This is a genomic window from Leifsonia williamsii (assembly GCF_030433685.1).
GTDB lineage: Bacteria > Actinomycetota > Actinomycetes > Actinomycetales > Microbacteriaceae > Leifsonia > Leifsonia williamsii.
The window spans coordinates 725316-740927 of record NZ_JAROCF010000001.1 but is presented as its reverse complement, the minus strand read 5'-3'; the positions used below and the strand labels follow the sequence as shown (position 1 = coordinate 740927).

At 68.7% G+C, this 15612-nt stretch carries 18 protein-coding genes and 2 tRNA genes; 11 read left to right on the top strand and 9 right to left on the bottom strand.

The genetic code is table 11. The features are described from left to right. The 5 genes from P5G50_RS03515 (at position 1) to pknB (ending at position 7598) form a co-directional block, all read left to right on the top strand. Positions 1-1251 carry a PP2C family protein-serine/threonine phosphatase gene (locus P5G50_RS03515; RefSeq protein WP_301211732.1) on the top strand — a complete coding sequence of 417 codons (1251 nt, stop codon included), beginning with the start codon at positions 1-3 and terminating at the stop codon, positions 1249-1251. Then, positions 1235-2635, top strand: coding sequence for an FtsW/RodA/SpoVE family cell cycle protein (locus tag P5G50_RS03510; protein WP_301211731.1), 1401 nt, complete (start codon positions 1235-1237; stop codon positions 2633-2635). The genes P5G50_RS03515 and P5G50_RS03510 overlap by 17 nt, the downstream gene beginning before the upstream one ends. A 3-nt stretch (positions 2636-2638) precedes the next feature. Further along, positions 2639-4093: a peptidoglycan D,D-transpeptidase FtsI family protein gene (locus P5G50_RS03505; protein ID WP_301211730.1), complete on the top strand. Its 1455-nt coding sequence runs from the start codon at positions 2639-2641 to the stop codon at positions 4091-4093. Continuing rightward, entirely contained in the window at positions 4090-5820 is a 1731-nt protein-coding gene (locus tag P5G50_RS03500) for a serine/threonine-protein kinase (protein WP_301211729.1), read from the top strand. The genes P5G50_RS03505 and P5G50_RS03500 overlap by 4 nt, the downstream gene beginning before the upstream one ends. An 83-nt stretch (positions 5821-5903) precedes the next feature. After that, positions 5904-7598 carry a Stk1 family PASTA domain-containing Ser/Thr kinase gene (gene pknB / locus P5G50_RS03495; RefSeq protein ID WP_301211728.1) on the top strand — a complete coding sequence of 565 codons (1695 nt, stop codon included), beginning with the start codon at positions 5904-5906 and terminating at the stop codon, positions 7596-7598. Between the two features lies 1 nt (position 7599). Here pknB and P5G50_RS03490 read toward each other — a convergent pair whose 3' ends face one another. From P5G50_RS03490 to P5G50_RS03480, 3 genes are read right to left on the bottom strand one after another with little or no spacing between them, the layout of a single operon-like run. Beyond that, on the bottom strand, positions 7600-8238 hold the full coding sequence (locus P5G50_RS03490; RefSeq protein WP_301211727.1) for an anthranilate synthase component II: 639 nt from the start codon (positions 8236-8238) through the stop codon (positions 7600-7602). Further along, a complete protein-coding gene (locus P5G50_RS03485; protein WP_301211726.1) occupies positions 8235-8393 on the bottom strand; it encodes a hypothetical protein in 159 nt (52 codons plus the stop codon). The genes P5G50_RS03490 and P5G50_RS03485 overlap by 4 nt, the downstream gene beginning before the upstream one ends. Positions 8394-8398: 5 nt before the next feature. Next, complete coding sequence (locus P5G50_RS03480; protein WP_301211725.1) at positions 8399-9220, bottom strand: class E sortase; 822 nt, start codon at positions 9218-9220, stop codon at positions 8399-8401. Between the two features lie 99 nt (positions 9221-9319). Between P5G50_RS03480 and P5G50_RS03475 the strand changes: the two genes are divergently transcribed. Continuing rightward, positions 9320-9580, top strand: coding sequence for a cell division protein CrgA (locus P5G50_RS03475; RefSeq protein ID WP_301211724.1), 261 nt, complete (start codon positions 9320-9322; stop codon positions 9578-9580). Positions 9581-9837: 257 nt separating this feature from the next. On the opposite strand, the gene P5G50_RS03470 is transcribed toward P5G50_RS03475, so the two are convergent. After that, positions 9838-10674: a rhomboid family intramembrane serine protease gene (locus P5G50_RS03470; RefSeq protein WP_301211723.1), complete on the bottom strand. Its 837-nt coding sequence runs from the start codon at positions 10672-10674 to the stop codon at positions 9838-9840. A gap of 23 nt (positions 10675-10697) precedes the next feature. Next, entirely contained in the window at positions 10698-11237 is a 540-nt protein-coding gene (locus P5G50_RS03465) for a peptidylprolyl isomerase (RefSeq protein WP_301211722.1), read from the bottom strand. Positions 11238-11339: 102 nt separating this feature from the next. On the opposite strand from P5G50_RS03465, the gene P5G50_RS03460 reads away from it, so the two are divergent. Both P5G50_RS03460 and P5G50_RS03455 read left to right on the top strand, forming a co-directional pair. After that, a complete protein-coding gene (locus P5G50_RS03460) occupies positions 11340-11954 on the top strand; it encodes a hypothetical protein (protein ID WP_301211720.1) in 615 nt (204 codons plus the stop codon). Between the two features lie 59 nt (positions 11955-12013). Continuing rightward, complete coding sequence (locus P5G50_RS03455; protein ID WP_301211719.1) at positions 12014-12226, top strand: PspC domain-containing protein; 213 nt, start codon at positions 12014-12016, stop codon at positions 12224-12226. A gap of 18 nt (positions 12227-12244) precedes the next feature. Here P5G50_RS03455 and P5G50_RS03450 read toward each other — a convergent pair whose 3' ends face one another. Next, positions 12245-12664 (bottom strand): NUDIX hydrolase, encoded by a 420-nt coding sequence (locus P5G50_RS03450; RefSeq protein WP_301211718.1) that lies wholly within the window; start codon positions 12662-12664, stop codon positions 12245-12247. A 48-nt stretch (positions 12665-12712) separates the two neighbouring features. Between P5G50_RS03450 and P5G50_RS03445 the strand changes: the two genes are divergently transcribed. Next, positions 12713-13576, top strand: a complete 864-nt coding sequence (locus tag P5G50_RS03445) for an Fpg/Nei family DNA glycosylase (RefSeq protein WP_301211717.1) — start codon at positions 12713-12715, stop codon at positions 13574-13576. Between the two features lie 32 nt (positions 13577-13608). Then, positions 13609-14316, top strand: coding sequence for a DUF3800 domain-containing protein (locus P5G50_RS03440; protein ID WP_301211716.1), 708 nt, complete (start codon positions 13609-13611; stop codon positions 14314-14316). 99 nt (positions 14317-14415) lie between these two features. Here P5G50_RS03440 and P5G50_RS03435 read toward each other — a convergent pair whose 3' ends face one another. Continuing rightward, positions 14416-14856 (bottom strand): rhodanese-like domain-containing protein, encoded by a 441-nt coding sequence (locus P5G50_RS03435; RefSeq protein WP_301211715.1) that lies wholly within the window; start codon positions 14854-14856, stop codon positions 14416-14418. A gap of 93 nt (positions 14857-14949) precedes the next feature. On the opposite strand from P5G50_RS03435, the gene P5G50_RS03430 reads away from it, so the two are divergent. Next, the gene (locus P5G50_RS03430) at positions 14950-15414 is read left to right on the top strand and encodes an Lrp/AsnC family transcriptional regulator (RefSeq protein WP_301211714.1); all 465 of its coding nucleotides are present in this window, start codon (positions 14950-14952) and stop codon (positions 15412-15414) included. Between the two features lie 19 nt (positions 15415-15433). Here P5G50_RS03430 and P5G50_RS03425 read toward each other — a convergent pair. Further along, positions 15434-15506, bottom strand: a tRNA-Ala gene (locus P5G50_RS03425). Positions 15507-15518: 12 nt separating this feature from the next. After that, a tRNA-Ile gene (locus tag P5G50_RS03420) sits at positions 15519-15595 on the bottom strand. Positions 15596-15612: the final 17 nt, after the last annotated feature.

Below are 15612 nucleotides of genomic sequence, written 5' to 3'. Positions count from 1 at the left end.
GTGGCGGCGAACCGTGCGGCGGCCGTCTCCCATGTCGGGAAGATCCGCTCCAACAACCAGGACTCGGGCTATGCGGGTCGTGGGCTCTTCGTCGTCGCCGACGGGATGGGCGGGCACGCGGGCGGCGACGTCGCCTCTGCGATCGCGGTCAACCGCATCCGCGAGGCCGACCGTGAGTACGAGAGCGCCGGCGAGGCGGAGTTCGCCCTCCAGTCGGCGCTGATCGCGGCGAACTCGCTCCTCGCCGAGACCGTGTTCGAGCACCCGGAGCTCACCGGGATGGGCACAACCGTCAGCGCGATGATCCGCGTCGGCGACCAGCTCGCCCTCGCCCACATTGGCGACTCGCGCATCTACCTGTACCGCGACGGCGAGCTGAAGCAGGTCTCGACCGATCACACCTTCGTCCAGCGACTCGTCGACAGCGGCCGCATCACCGAGGAGGAGGCGATGGTCCACCCGCGCCGCTCCGTGCTGATGCGGGTGCTCGGCGACGTCGACGCCTCCCCCGAGATCGACACCTGGATCCTCGACACGAAACCGGGCGACCGCTGGCTCATCTGCTCCGACGGCCTCAGCGGCGTCGTCAAGCACGACGACCTGAAGGCGGCCCTGGCCAGCAAGGAGGGCCCGCGCCAGGTCGCAGAGCGCCTGCTCAAGCAGAGCCTCGACGCCGGCGCCCCCGACAACGTGACGGCTGTCATCCTCGACATCGCCGATGTGGCCGCAGGCGACGTCGTGAAGGAGCCGGTCACCGTCGGCTCGGCGGCGGCGCCCCTCCAGTTCGGCTCGGAGCCGCGCCCGGCCACGCGGGCCTCGCGCCTGCCGACGCTGCGCCTCCACCCCATCCGCCCGGCGACAGGCCCGACGCACTTCGAGCCGCAGTCGGAGGACTACCTCGACGAGCTGATCGAGGAGGACGAGCGCCGCGCCCGGCGCCGACGGCTCACCTGGATGATCGGCCTGGCTCTGCTGGTGATCGCGATCGTCGCAGCCGGCTTCATCGGCTACCAGTGGACGCAGTCCCGCTACTTCGTCGGCGAGTCGCCGGCGGGCAAGGTCGCCGTCTTCCAGGGCGTGCAGCAGGACCTCGGCCCGATCCCCCTCTCGCACGTGTACGAGGAGTCGACGGTCCGCGTGGACAGCCTTCCCGCGTACGACAAGCAGCTCGTGCAGCAGACCATCAACGCCGACGACCTCGCGTCGGCCCGAGCGATCGTGGATCAGTTGAGCGATGCCGGCGGAAAGTAGAGTGCGCGAGCGGCGCCAACGCACCGGGACGGCCACCGGCCCGGTCAAACGGCTGCGCCTGCCCGCCAAGCAGCGCAACCTGGAGCTGTTCCTGCTCCTGGTCGCGTGCGCCATCAACGCGGCGGCTGTCATCCTGGTGCAGCTCGGGGCGCTCGGGCACCTCGACCTCACCCTCGTCTACCTCGGCGCGGGCCTGTCTGCGCTGGTGCTCGGCATGCACATCGCCCTGCGCTTCGTGGCACCGCAGGCCGACCCGTTCCTCCTGCCGATCGCCACCGTGCTGACCGGGATCGGCATCGCCGAGATCTACCGCATCGACATCCACTACGGCGACCAGGGCTGGGACGGCGCCGGCGTCAAGCAGATCGTGTGGAGCGCCATCGCCATCGTCTGCGCGCTGGCCGTCATCATCGTCATCCGCAACCACCGGGTGCTGCAGCGGTACACCTATCTCTTCGGCCTCGCCGCCCTGATCCTGCTGCTCCTGCCGATGCTGCCGGGCATCGGCAAGACGATCTACGGCGCCCGCGTCTGGATCGGCATCGGCCCGTTCAGCTTCCAGCCCGGCGAGATCGCGAAGCTGTGCCTGGCGATCTTCTTCGCCGGCTACCTCGTGCAGGCACGCGACTCGTTGTCGATGGTCGGCAAGAAGTTCCTCGGCATCCGCTTCCCGCGTGCCCGCGACCTCGGCCCGATCCTGATCGTCTGGCTGATGTCGATGGCCGTCATCGTCTTCCAGCGCGACCTCGGCACCGGTCTGCTGATCTTCGGCCTGTTCCTCGTGATGCTGTACGTCGCGACCTCCCGCATCAGCTGGGTGATCCTCGGCGTGCTGCTCATCGTCGGCGGCGCGATCGTCGCCAGCCAGGTGCTCGTCTACGTCCACGACCGGTTCGAGAACTGGCTCGATCCGTTCGCGCAGCGGGTCTACGACGCCGACGGCGGCAGCTTCCAGCTCGTCCAGGGCCTGTTCGGCCTCGGTCACGGCGGCCTGATCGGCACCGGCCTCGGTCAGGGCCAGCCGTGGGTCACTCCGGTGTCGCAGAGCGACTACATCATCGCGAGCCTGGGCGAGGAGCTCGGTCTCGCCGGCCTGTTCGCGATCTTCGCCCTGTACCTGGTGTTCGTCGCCCGCGGCCTCCGCATCGGCTTCGCCGGTCAGGACGACTTCGGCAAACTCCTCGCGGTCGGCCTGTCGTTCACCGTCGCGCTGCAGTGCTTCATCGTCATCGGCGGCGTCACCCGGGTCATCCCGCTGACCGGTCTGACCACACCGTTCCTGGCGGCGGGAGGCTCGTCCCTCGTGGCGAACTGGATCATCGTCGCGCTCCTCCTGCGCCTCTCCGACACCGTCCGCAACCAACCCCGCCTGGTGGTGAGCTAGCCCATGAACCGCGAGATCAAGCGCGTCAGCACGGTGGTGCTGGCGATGTTCCTGGCGCTGCTGGTGTCGACGTCGATTCTGCAGGTCTTCCAGGCGGACACCCTGGCGTCGGATGCCCGCAACACCCGCGCGCTCAACGACAGCTATTCCGCCCAGCGCGGCGCGATCCTGGTCGCCGGGCAGCCGGTCGCCCAGTCGGTGCCGTCCGACGACGTGTACAAGTGGCAGCGGGTGTACAGCAACGGCCCGCTGTACTCGGCCGTCACCGGCTTCTTCCCGGTCAACGGGGAGGCGACCGGGCTGGAGGGTGCGCTCAACCAGCAGCTGAGCGGCAACGCCAACTCGCAGTTCTTCGACCGCATCAACGCCATCCTGACCGGCAAGAACCCCCAGGGTGCGACCGTCGAGACCACGATCGACCCGGTCGCCCAGCAGGCGGCGTGGGACGCCCTCGGCGACCAGCAGGGCGCGGTCGTGCTGCTCGAGCCGAAGACCGGCCGCATCCTCGCCATGGTCTCCAAGCCCAACTACGACCCGAACGTGCTCGCCTCGCACGACGGCAAGGCCGTCGACGCCGCGTACCAGCAGCTCCTCGACGCCCCGGGCGATCCCCTGATCAACCGGACCATCGGCGGCAACCTCAACCCGCCCGGCTCGACCTTCAAGCCCGTCATGAGCGCCACCGCCTTCGGCACCGGCAAGTACACCAAGGACAGCCAGCTCCCGAACCCGGCGTCGCTGCCCCTCCCCGACTCCCCCACGGTCGTCAAGAACGACTCGCTGACCACCTGCGGCCCCGGCGCGACGGTCTCGATCGCGACCGCGCAGATCCTCTCGTGCAACATCCCGTTCGCCGAGCTCGGCATGCAGCTGCAGCCGCAGGTCATCAAGGACCAGGCCGACAAGTTCGGCTTCAACCAGGAGCTGAAGATCCCCATCCCGGTCGAGAAGAGCGTCTACCCGCTCTACGAGGATCCGGCGGAGCGCGCGCTCGGCTCGTTCGGCCAGAAGGACGACCGCGCCACTCCGCTCCAGATGGCGATGGTGTCGGCGGCGGTCGCGAACGGCGGCAAGCTCATGACGCCGAACCTGGTCGACTCCATCAAGACGTCCGACCTGCAGACGATCGAGAGCTTCCAGCCCACGGAGTTCTCGCAGCCGATGAGCCAGCAGAACGCCGACACGATCAAGCAGATGATGGTCGACGGCGTCCAGGAGGGCGTGGCGACCAATGCAAGAATAGGTGGGGTCGAGGTGGGCGGTAAGACCGGTACGGCGCAGAACGGGGACGACGAGCCGTACACCCTGTGGTTCACGGGGTTCGCGCCGGCGAACGATCCTCAATTCGCGGTCGCGGTCGTCGTTGAAAATGGCGGTGGACGCGGTCAGAGCGGGTCGGGAAACTCCGTCGCCGCTCCGATCGCGAGACAAGTACTAGAGGCGGTGCTGAATAAATGAGACCCACAGCAGGGCTCACCTTCGGAGGACGTTACGAGCTGCAGTCGCGGATCGCGATTGGCGGCATGGGCGAGGTCTGGCAGGCCACCGACCTCGTGATCGGGCGCACCGTCGCGATCAAGATCCTCAAGGACGAGTACCTCGGCGACCCCGGGTTCCTGGAGCGGTTCCGCGCCGAGGCCCGTCACGCCGCGCTGGTCAACCACGAGGGCATCGCCAACGTCTACGACTACGGCGAGGAGGAGGGCAGCGCCTACCTCGTGATGGAGCTCGTCCCCGGCGAGGCGCTCTCCAGCATCCTCGAGCGGGAGCACGTGCTGAGCACCGACCGCACCCTCGACATCGTCGCCCAGACCGCCGCCGCGCTGCACGCCGCCCACGCCGCCGGGCTGGTCCATCGCGACATCAAGCCGGGCAACCTCCTGATCACCCCCGACGGCCGGGTCAAGATCACCGACTTCGGCATCGCCCGCATCGCCGACCAGGTGCCCCTGACCGCGACCGGCCAGGTCATGGGAACGGTTCAGTACCTGTCGCCCGAGCAGGCGTCCGGCCACCCCGCGTCCCCGACCACCGACATCTACTCGCTCGGCATCGTCGCCTACGAGTGCCTCGCCGGCCGCCGCCCGTTCACCGGCGAGTCGCAGGTCGCGATCGCCATGGCGCAGATCAACGAGGCGCCGCCGGAGCTTCCTGCCACGGTGGCCGAGCCGGTGCGCAACCTCGTCTTCGCGTGCATCGCCAAGAACCCGGCCGACCGCCCGGCCTCGGCCGCGCACCTCGCCCGCGCGGCGCAGGCGCTGCGTCGCGGCGACGTCCGCGCTGCGGCCGCCTCCGTGCCGGCCGTCCTCGGCGCTGCCGCCGCGACCGACGCCGCGACGGTGCTCATGCCGTCGGCCACGTCGTCGCCGACGCAGGCGACCACGCTGCTGCCGTCGGCCTCCACCTCGACCACCCAGCTCGTCGAGGAGGGCCCGGAGGAGCCGAAGGAGACCAAGAAACGCAGCCCGTGGACGTGGCCGCTGATCGCCCTGATCGCTCTGCTCGCGCTGGTGCTCATCGGCACCCTCATCGCCGTGTTCGCGCAGCCGAAGGCGGCGCCGACGTCACCCGCCACCACCACCTCACAGCCCCCGGCGCCCAAGCCCACCACGCCGTCGCCCACGCCGACCAGCAACACCGTGCAGATCAGTGAGGCCGACTTCGTCGGGCTCACCTCCGCCCAGGCGCGCGAGAAGCTGCAGTCGCTCGAGATGGTCGCCAACATCCAGCCCGGCTCGGCGGCCACCACCGCCGACCAGGTCGACAAGGTGTACTCGGTGAACCCGACCGGTCCGCTGCCCAAGGGCTCCGAGGTGACGCTCAAGGTCTACGGCGACGTCGCGCCCGTTCCCACCCCGACCGACACCGTCTCCGCCGACCCTAGCCAGGCCACCGTCACGAACCCGGCGACACAGGTCACGGTCACGTTCGGATCGGCCGCCTGCCCGGCCGGGCAGAACCTCGTCGGCCGCCGGCTCTACGTGAACGGCCAGCCGCAGACGCCCGTGAACGCCAACTCCACGGTGTGGGCGCCCGCTCAGGCCGGCACGTACAACCTCACCTACACGATCTTCTGCGGGGAGTCGGTCGAGTCCGCCCAGTCGCCGCAGCTGGCGTACGAGGTGACCGCGGGAACGCCGACGCCGACCCCTGGAGCGGGCGGCAACGGCAGCGGCAACAAGTAGCGCCGGTCTACCCCTCGCCCGGGGGAGATATCCAGAAACGCCCCGCTACACTAGCCAGGTCACCCGCCCGATAGGAGTATGCATTGAGCCCAGATAGCCGCCTGCTCGCAGGCCGATATCAGGTGGGCGAACTCATCGGGCGCGGCGGCATGTCCGACGTGCACAAGGGCACCGACACCCGGCTGGGCCGCACCGTCGCGATCAAGCTGCTCAAGCCGTCGCTCGCGACCGACCCGGCGTTCCGCACCCGCTTCCGGCAGGAGGCTCAGGCCGCGGCCCGCATGGCGCACCCGACCATCGTCCGCGTGTTCGACGCCGGCGAGGAGACCGTGCGCGAGCCGAACGGCCACGAGGCGCAGCTCCCTTTCATCGTCATGGAGTACGTCGACGGCGTCCTCCTGAAAGACCTCATCAAGCGCGGTCCGCTGGAGGTTCCGGAGGCCGTGCGCATCACCGAGGGCATCCTCACCGCCCTCGAGTACTCGCACCGGGCGGGCGTCGTCCACCGCGACATCAAGCCGGGCAACGTGATGATCACGCGCAACGGCCAGGTCAAGGTCATGGACTTCGGCATCGCCCGCGCGATCAGCGACTCCTCGGCGACCGTGGCGCAGACGACCGCCGTGCTCGGCACCGCCAGCTACTTCTCGCCCGAGCAGGCGAAGGGCGAATCGGTGGATGCCCGCACCGACCTCTACTCGACGGGCGTCGTCCTGTTCGAGATGCTCACCGGCCGTCCGCCCTTCCGCGGCGACACCCCGGTCGCCGTGGCGTACCAGCACGTCAGCGAGACGCCGGTCGCCCCGAGCAGCATCAACCACAAGGTGTCCCCGGCGATGGATGTCGTGGTCGCCCGCGCCCTCACCAAGGACCGCTTCGAGCGTTACCAGACGGTCGCGGAGTTCCGCCATGACCTCGAGGAGGCCGCGGCCGGCCGGGTGCCCAAGCACAAGGAGCACGACGAGTTCGCCGAGACGCTCTTCGGCGCGCCCCCCACCACGGTCTCCGGGCCCGAGGCCGCCTTCCGGCAGCTCGCCGAGGACCAGACGATGACGCGCACGCAGCGCCGCCCTCCCGTCATCTGGATCTGGGCCGGTATCGCTGTCATGGCTGTCGTCATCGTCGCCGTGCTGGCCTGGGTGCTCCGCCTGGCGCCGAGCACCACCATGCCCGAGACCTCGCGCGAGGTCCCGAACCTCTCCGGGCAGACGCTCGACAAGGCCACCGCCGAGCTCGACAACATGAAGCTGAAGTGGACGCAGACCACGGAGTCGAGCGCCACTTACAGCGAGGGGCAGGTCATCCGGACCGATCCCGACGCCGGCATCGTCGTCGCCACCGGCGACACGATCACCGTGTACGTCTCGTCCGGCAAGAAGACCGTGTCCGTGCCGGATGTGCACAACATGACGCTCGACGCCGCGAAGCAGGCCATCGAAGCGGCGGGGCTGACGGTGGGCCCGGTCACGACCGAGAACTCCCCGTCGGTCGGCGCCAACGTGGTGATCTCCACCGACCCGCAGCCGAGCGGAACCGCCCACGAGGGCGACCCGATCTCGCTGACGGTCTCGAGCGGCAAGGTGACGCTGACCGACCTCACCGGGCAGACGATCCAGGCCGCGACCGGCATCCTGTCGCAGGCCGGGCTGACGGCGAACCCGAAGCCGGACGGCACCTGCCCGCAGGACTCGGGCGCTCCGCTCGTGCACACGCAGTCGGTGGCGCCGGGCGACGTCCCGCAGGGGACGACGGTCGACCTGACGTACTGCTCGGGCTGACTCAGCCCAGCTTCACCAGCGGGTTGAGCGCACGCGACGCCTCGGCCGCTCCGGCGAGCCCGGCGACCTCGAGCCAGTTGCCGAGCATCCGGTAGCCGCCCTCGGTGAGCACGGACTCCGGGTGGAACTGCACCCCGTAGATCGGCGCCTCCACGTGCTGGAGCGCCATGATCACGCCGCCGGAGGTGCGGGCCGTGACCGCAAGGTCGGCGGGCAGCGTGCCGTCGACGACGGCGAGCGAGTGGTACCGCGTCGCGGTGAACGGCTGCGGCACGTCGTCGAAGAGACGGCTGTCGTCGTGCGTGACCTGCGAGGTCTTGCCGTGCATCAGCTCCTCGGCGTTGGTGACCACGCCGCCGAACGCCTCCGCGATCGCCTGATGACCGAGGCAGACGCCGAGCAGCGGCTGACCGGTTGTGAGCGCCTGCTCGACGGCCGGGATGGAGACGCCGGCGTCGGCGGGCTTTCCCGGCCCGGGAGAGACCAGCACGGCGTCGTACTCCGCCAGCCGGGTCGGCAGGTCGGCGACGGGGATGTCGTCGTTGCGCACGACCTCCGTCTCGGCGCCCAGCTCGCGCAGGTAGCCGTTGAGCGTGTAGACGAAGCTGTCGTAGTTGTCGATGACGAGTACGCGGGTCACGGCCCCACGGTACCTTCCTGGGGACCGACGAGCGAATCCACCCAGGGGAATACCCAGGTCACGAGCGCGAAGAGCACGGCCGCCACAAGAATCAGGACGATGATGATGCGCAGCCAGACCGGACCCGGCAGGATGCGCCACAGCGCTGCGTACATTCGGGTCAGCTCCCTTCGGCGACCACGGCCGCGATCTCGCTGGGGACGTCCTGCGTGGGCGCGAAGCCCTGGAACGTGTTGTAGGCGATGAGTCGCTCGCCCGCGTGGAACGGCGGGTTGCACGTGGTGATGGTCATGAGTCGGTCGACCGGGGTGGCCTGCGGCTGTCGCGGCACCGGCAGCAGCACCTGCACGGCCGACGGCTGCACGAACTCGAAGTTGCGGAAGGTGTACGTGTACCAGCCGTCCTTCGTCTGCACGTAGATGCGGTCGCCGATGTGCAGCTTCGACAGGTCGATGAAGGTGTTGCCCCAGCCGCTGTCGTGGCCCGCGACCGCGAAGTTGCCGACCTGGCCCGGGAGCTGGGTGTCGGCGTAGTGCCCGACGCCGGCGGTGTAGCTGTTGAGCACCTTCTCGGTGTCGACGGTCTCGCGGATGGTCCGCTTCCAGTCGGCGCCGAGGCGCGGGATGTAGATGACCGCGAAGGCCTGGTAGTCCGCCGGCTTCGCGAGCACGGGAGGGTCTGTCGGGGTTGCCGGCTGACCGTCCGGCGTGGTGGCCGGCGGCGCCTTGATCGCGTCGTCGATCCACTTCTGGCTCTGGGAGGCCGCGGAGGAGGACTGCTGGTTGGAGGTGACGAGGTTGTTCCACCACACCTGCCAGCCCAGGAAGAGCAGGACCAGCACGCCGGCCGTGATGAGGAGCTCCCCCACCACGCCGAGGAACGTCACGCGGCGCCGCGGGCGCCGGCGGCGGCGAGCACGCTGCGCACGCGAGGTGGGCACCGGCGTCTCGCGCGTGGGGGTGTCCTCGTACGGGTCGGTCATATTACGGATACTACCGGGACAATCTGAACGTTCGCCGCCGTGTTCGCCTGCTCGGATGCGGCGACAATGCTCAGATACGTCCCGCTACACTGTGGTGCTATGGCACGCAGCAAGACGAAGACCAAGCCCGAGCGCCCCGCACGCACCGACCGGCGCGCCGTCGCCTCCGGTGAGGAGGCGCCGAACCCCGTATGGTTCAAGCCGGTGATGTTCGGCTTCATGCTCCTCGGGCTGATCTGGATCATCGTCTTCTACGTGAGCCAGAACCAGTACCCGATCCCGAGCCTCGGCGCCTGGAACATCCTCGTCGGCTTCGGCATCGCCTTCATCGGCTTCCTCATGACCACCAGGTGGCGGTAGTCCTCCACCACTGACGCTGCGCGTCCAGAGCCCGGGTCCGGCCTTCCGCCGCCCCGGGCTCTTCTCGTTCCCGGAGCGGTAGCCGCGCCGTGAACGGCCGGTTTCTCCACAGTTATCCACAGCCGGTTGTCCACAGTGTGTAGAAGTGTGGAAAGGCGGTTCTCCCCAGTGTTAATAAGCCTGTGGAGAGTTACACCGGTGTAATTATCCCCACTGTTAACAACGCTGTGGATAACTTATCCACGCGGTGTGGGGAACTACAGGAATCGGACGAGGCTGACCAGGATCAGCAGTACGCAGAGCGCGATGACGAGCGGCAGCTGGAGCGAGCGCCGCGAAGGCTTGCGCGTCTCCACGTAGATCAGGCCGACCAGCAGGCCGCCGAGCAAGCCGCCGACATGCGCCTGCCAGGCGATGTCGAAACCGGGGATGAAGCCGATCGCCAGGTTGATGGCCACCAGGATCAGGATCTGCGTCGCATTGCCGCCCAGGCGACGCTGGATGATGAAGAAGGCGCCGAACATGCCGAAGATGGCTCCGGAGGCGCCGACGACGGGCTGCAGCGGACTCGTCAGCAGCAGCACGGCCAGCGAGCCGGCGAACCCGCTGATGAGGAAGAGCGCGAGGAAGCGCAGCCTCCCGAGCATCGGCTCCAACGCCGAGCCGAAGATCCACAGCGTGTACATGTTGAGCGCGAAGTGGATGAAGTTGGCGTGCACGAACAGCGACGTGAGCATGCGCCACGGCTGGAAGGCAGCCGGGTCGGAGTACACGCCCGCATAGAGCAGCGCGTTGTCGACCAGACCACCGAACCCGGGCACGAGCCCGAGTACGAAGACCAATGCGCACAGCGCGATGATCGTGTAGGTGACGACCGGGGTCGTCCCTCCGCTCAGCCGCGTGTACCAGACCGGCTTGGTGCGCGGCGCGGTGGCACGCTGCTCCGCCATGCACTCCGGGCAGATGACGCCGACCGCGGCCGGCGTCTGGCACTCACCGCAGATGGTGCGGCCGCAGCGCTGGCAGAGGACATAGCTCTCCCGGCCGGGGTGGCGGTAGCAGTAACTCGCTCGCGCGTCGACGGGCTGAGACATCCTTCCGGCTCGCCCGCCCGCTCTCAGACCTGCTCGATGTCGACGGACTCGATGACCACGTCGTCCAGCGGCCGGTCGCGAGCGTCGGTCGGCACATCGGCGAGCTTGTCGACGACCTTGCGCGACGCGTCGTCGGCGACCTCGCCGAAGATCGTGTGCTTGCCCTGCAGCCACGTGGTCGGGCCGACAGTGATGAAGAACTGCGAGCCGTTGGTGCCGCGGCCGCCCTGGATGCCGGCGTTGGCCATCGCCAGGATGTACGGCTCGGTGAAGTCGAGCTCCGGGTTGATCTCGTCGTCGAACTGGTAGCCCGGGCCGCCGATGCCCTGACCGAGCGGGTCGCCGCCCTGGATCATGAAGCCCGGGATGATGCGGTGGAAGACGACACCGTTGTAGAGCGGAGCGTTGGTCTTCTCACCCGTGGCCGGGTTCGTCCACTCGATCTCACCGGTCGCGAGCCCCACGAAGTTCCTGACCGTCTTCGGAGCGTGGTTGCCGAAGAGGTTGACCTTGATGTCTCCGTAGTTAGTGTGGAGCGTGGCGACAGCGGTGTGCTTAGACATGGCACCAATTCTTGCATAGGGGGTTCCGGCTCTCGGGCCATCCCCAGCCCTTTCGGTGGCAAGATGGAGTCAGTTCGCCAGCCGTACTCGATGGAGGTCCAGATGAGCCTGACACGGAAGCGCAAGAAGGAGCTCAAGCGACTGCGCAACGACGCCGAGCAGCTGTGGAGCCAGCAGCAGGACGTCCTGGCGAATGCCAACGCCCTGGCTGCGCAGGCCCGCAAGCAAGCCGGTTACTACGCCCGCGAGGAGGTCGCACCGCGCGTCCGTGAGGGGTACGACTCCTACGTGCGTCCGGTGACCCACACCGCGGCCGCGACCGCCGGCAAGTACGCGGGTGTCGCCCGCGAGCGTCTCGTCGGCGACGTCATCCCCGCGGTCGGCACGGCCGTCGGCACCGCGCTGTCGGTCGTCGACCACGCGCGCGCCGCCCGCTCCGCCGCCTTCCGCGGTGACTTCAAGCAGGCGGGCAAGGAGTTCACCCGCAAGATCGAGGTCGCGAAGCAGAAGTCGGGCCCGGGTGCGGGCACGGTGATCGCGGTCGGTCTCGGGATCGTCGCCGCGGCGGGCCTCCTGTACGCGGTCTGGCAGACCTTCCGCGCCGACGACGAGCTGTGGGTCGCCGACGAGGAGCCGACGGAGTCGACCACGGCCTCCGCTGCCGCGACGGGTACAGCCTCGAGCACCGGCGCCACCCCCGGCTCCGCCGCCGAGTAGGGGGCCTTTCGGGGGTTTCCCCGATGGCGGCCGTCTCGCCGACGCGAGAGGCTGTCCGTATGAACACTCTCGAACGACCCCGCGACGGCCGCGTGCTCGCGGGCGTCTGCGCCGGATTGGCGCGCCGCTTCGGTCTCACGGCCACGACGGTGCGCGTGCTCTTCGTGCTGTCCTGCCTGCTGCCGGGGCCGCAGTTCCTGGTCTACGCCGCGCTGTGGATCATCATGCCCGCGGAGCAGGTGCGTCCGGTCGCCACGTCTCCGCGCGCTTAGCCGCGGGTCCCGGCTGCGTCAGCGCAGCCCGGCCATCCCGAGGGCGATGTCGACCAGCTCGACCCGCCGGTTCGGGATGGCCGTGAGCGGGAACCAGGCGGCCTCGTCGGTCGACCCGTCGAGCTCGTTCGTCAGCCTCCCGCCGACGACGGATGCGCGATACACGATGCGCAGGGCGTGCAGCGGCCCCGCTTCCGGGACGAACCGCTGCTCGGCGGGGACCACCTTCGAGTCGATGCCGAGCAGGTCGCCCGCGACCGCGTCGAAACCCGTCTCCTCTCGGATCTCGCGCACCACCGCGTCCACCGGGTCCTCACCGGGATCGATCCCTCCGCCTGGGAGCGTCCACCCGGAGCGCCCGCTCTCGTTCCAGTGGGCGAGGAGGATGCGCTCCCGTTCGTCGACGATGACTCCGTAGGCGGCGACCCTGATATCCATCCGGACACCCTACTGCTGCTTGTCGCAGGTTCGGGGCAGTATGGGGTGGTGCCCGAACTCCCGGAAGTCACCGCCCTCGCCGCCGACCTCGGCGGCCGGCTGACCGGGCGCGTCATCGACCGGCTCAGCGTCGTGGCGTTCGCCGCACTCAAGACCTTCGACCCACCCGCTGACACTCTGCACGGCACCACCGTCTCCGGTGTCACCCGGCACGGCAAGTTCCTCGACATCGCCGCCGGCGACCTCCACATCGTCATCCACCTGGCCCGCGCGGGCTGGATCCGGTGGCGCGACGCTCCGCCTCCCCCGCCCACCGGGCGCCCGGGCAAGGGTCCGCTGGCCGCGCGACTGGTCCTCGATGACGGCAGCGGCCTCGACATCACCGAGGCCGGCACCAAGAAGTCGCTCGCGATCTACGTCGTGCGCGATCCCGCCGAGGTCCCCGGCATCGCGCGGCTCGGCCCCGACCCGCTGTCGCCGGACTTCACCGAGGAGGCGTTCGCCGGCATCCTCGCCGACCAGGGCCGCGCGCAGATCAAGGGCGTGCTGCGCAACCAGTCGCTGATCGCCGGCATCGGCAACGCCTACTCGGACGAGATCCTCCACGTGGCCAAGATGTCGCCGTACAAGCCGGCGAACATGCCGCCCGACGACGTGGAGCGCCTCTACGACGCCCTCCAATCCACCCTGCGAGACGCGCTCGCCCGCGCCGACGGCCTGGCGGCCTCCGAGTTGAAGAGCGAGAAGAAGTCCGGCCTTCGCGTCCACGGCCGCACGGGCGAGCCGTGCCCGGTCTGCGGCGACACCATCCGCCAGGTCATCTTCCACGACTCGACATTCCAGTACTGCCCCACGTGCCAGACCGGCGGCAAGCCGCTCGCCGACCGGGTGCTGTCGCGGTTGCTCAAGTAGGGTCGCATTGCATATTTCAGTAGAGTAGACGGGTGCGTCTGGTCTACATCGATGAATCCGCGCGGGACGGCCGTTTCTACTTCTTCGGCGCTTTGATCGCGGATCATGAGGCCGTTCGTTCCATTGAGCGCGGCTTGAACGAGATCGGCGAGCTAGTGGCCCGGCATTGCCCAGGGTTCGACGGCAGCTCCGAGTTCCACGCCGCCAGCATGTTCCATGGACGCGAGGCGTGGCGACCCGTTCCGATTCCCTGGCGGATCAAGGCAGCCGATCTGGTTGCGAAGGTCCTCGCCCGATCGACGGCATCATTCGTCTTCCGTGGAGTGGATGTCGCCGCGCAACAGGCGCGATACCGTCGTCCCCATCCCGCTCATCTGCTCACCCTCGCGCACACGCTCGCAGAGGTGCAGAGGCAGCTGGGCAGCCTCGATGATGAGGCACTCGGTCTCGTACTCGCTGATGAGCATCATGCCGCCGCCCACGCTCGCCGCAGTCTGCGAGATCTGAAAGCGGCGGCGATCCCCGGCTACACCTCCGACAAGCTCCGCTGCATCGCCGACACCATCTACTTCGGCCCCTCGCACGAGAGCCGGCTGCTGCAAGCTGCTGACGTTGCGACGTTCTTCCTCAATCGCACGCGGACGGTGACCGAGCGTGATCCACGCTCAGAAAGAGCGGTCGACAAGATCGTCGGCAACATCCGCCAGATCACCGTGAGCGAGTACGTTTGGTACCCCTGAAAACACAACGCCCCGCGTCGGCGGGGCGTTGGCAGGTGCGGGAGTCCGAAGAGTCCTGCTGTACCTAGAGACTAGTTGATCCGCCCAGTATCTGCCACCTCAGCAGGCGCAGCTCGCCCCGTTCACCGGCGCCGTCAACGGGTCGGCGGCACGCACGACCGGGCCGTGGTCGTCCTCCACGGGGAGTCCCTCGCGCGCCCAATACTCGAAGCCGCCGATCATCTCGCGGACGTCGTAGCCGAGCAGGCTGAACGCGAGGGCCGCCCGCGTCGAGCCGTTACAGCCAGGGCCCCAGCAGTACACGACGACCGGCGTTCCGTCGGGCACGACCTCCCGCGCCCTGTCCGCGATCTGCGCGGTCGGGAGGTGGATGGCCCCTGCCGCCCGGCCCTGCTGCCAGGCGGCCTCGCCACGGCTGTCGATCAGCATGAAGGATCGCCCGGCCTCGCGGTCGGCCATCACGTCGGAGGGGTCCGTCTCGAACTGCAGCTTGGCGGCGAAATGGCGGCAGGCTGCGGAAGTCGTCTCGGTGATCGTCATGACCTCAACGCTAGGCAAGCGGAGCGAGCGATTGAAGAGACGATCCACGGCGTTCAAGCCGTCAGGCCGTCGATGCCGTGCCAGAATCGGCGCATGACCGTCACTTCCCCATTCGTCGCCGACACCGTGGATCGAGCCCTCCTCGCCGAGCTCCAGCGAGACGGTCGGCAGTCGATCACCGAGCTCGCGCGGACGGTCCACATGTCCAACAGTGCGGTCGCCGAACGCGTGCGTCGAATGGAGGAGGCCGGCGTCATCCAGGGCTACCGGGCCGTCGTCGACCCCGAGCGCCTGGGCTACGGCATCCTCGCCTTCCTCCGCCTGCGCTACCCGAGCAGCGTGTACAAGCCGCTGCACGACCTCCTGGCCGAGACGCCGGAGGTGGTGGAGGCGCACCACGTGACGGGCGACGACTGCTTCATCCTCAAGGTCGTCGCGACCTCCATGCGGCACCTCGAGCAGGTGAGCGGCAAGGTCGGGACGCTCGGGAGCGTGACCACGAGCGTCTCGTACTCGAGCCCGTTCCCGACACGCGCGATCGCCGCGCCGAACGAGTGAGCGAGAGAGCCGAACAGGGTGGAGCCTAGGAGATTCGAACTCCTGACATCCTGCTTGCAAAGCAGGCGCTCTACCAACTGAGCTAAGGCCCCGGGAGGAAGTACTGGTGGGGATACGAGGACTTGAACCTCGGACCTCTTCGTTATCAGCGAAGCGCTCTAACCGCCTGAGCTATATCCCCGAATGGGCAGATTAGAG

Coding starts and splice junctions, on each gene's coding strand:
- P5G50_RS03430 (WP_301211714.1), top strand. CDS start 14,950: ATGACCGTCACTTCCCCATTCGTCGCCGACACCGTGGATCGAGCCCTC.
- P5G50_RS03475 (WP_301211724.1), top strand. CDS start 9,320: ATGGCACGCAGCAAGACGAAGACCAAGCCCGAGCGCCCCGCACGCACC.
- P5G50_RS03510 (WP_301211731.1), top strand. CDS start 1,235: ATGCCGGCGGAAAGTAGAGTGCGCGAGCGGCGCCAACGCACCGGGACG.
- P5G50_RS03480 (WP_301211725.1), bottom strand. CDS start 9,220: ATGACCGACCCGTACGAGGACACCCCCACGCGCGAGACGCCGGTGCCC.
- P5G50_RS03470 (WP_301211723.1), bottom strand. CDS start 10,674: ATGTCTCAGCCCGTCGACGCGCGAGCGAGTTACTGCTACCGCCACCCC.
- P5G50_RS03455 (WP_301211719.1), top strand. CDS start 12,014: ATGAACACTCTCGAACGACCCCGCGACGGCCGCGTGCTCGCGGGCGTC.
- P5G50_RS03450 (WP_301211718.1), bottom strand. CDS start 12,664: ATGGATATCAGGGTCGCCGCCTACGGAGTCATCGTCGACGAACGGGAG.
- P5G50_RS03500 (WP_301211729.1), top strand. CDS start 4,090: ATGAGACCCACAGCAGGGCTCACCTTCGGAGGACGTTACGAGCTGCAG.
- P5G50_RS03505 (WP_301211730.1), top strand. CDS start 2,639: ATGAACCGCGAGATCAAGCGCGTCAGCACGGTGGTGCTGGCGATGTTC.
- P5G50_RS03460 (WP_301211720.1), top strand. CDS start 11,340: ATGAGCCTGACACGGAAGCGCAAGAAGGAGCTCAAGCGACTGCGCAAC.
- P5G50_RS03485 (WP_301211726.1), bottom strand. CDS start 8,393: ATGTACGCAGCGCTGTGGCGCATCCTGCCGGGTCCGGTCTGGCTGCGC.
- P5G50_RS03435 (WP_301211715.1), bottom strand. CDS start 14,856: ATGACGATCACCGAGACGACTTCCGCAGCCTGCCGCCATTTCGCCGCC.
- P5G50_RS03465 (WP_301211722.1), bottom strand. CDS start 11,237: ATGTCTAAGCACACCGCTGTCGCCACGCTCCACACTAACTACGGAGAC.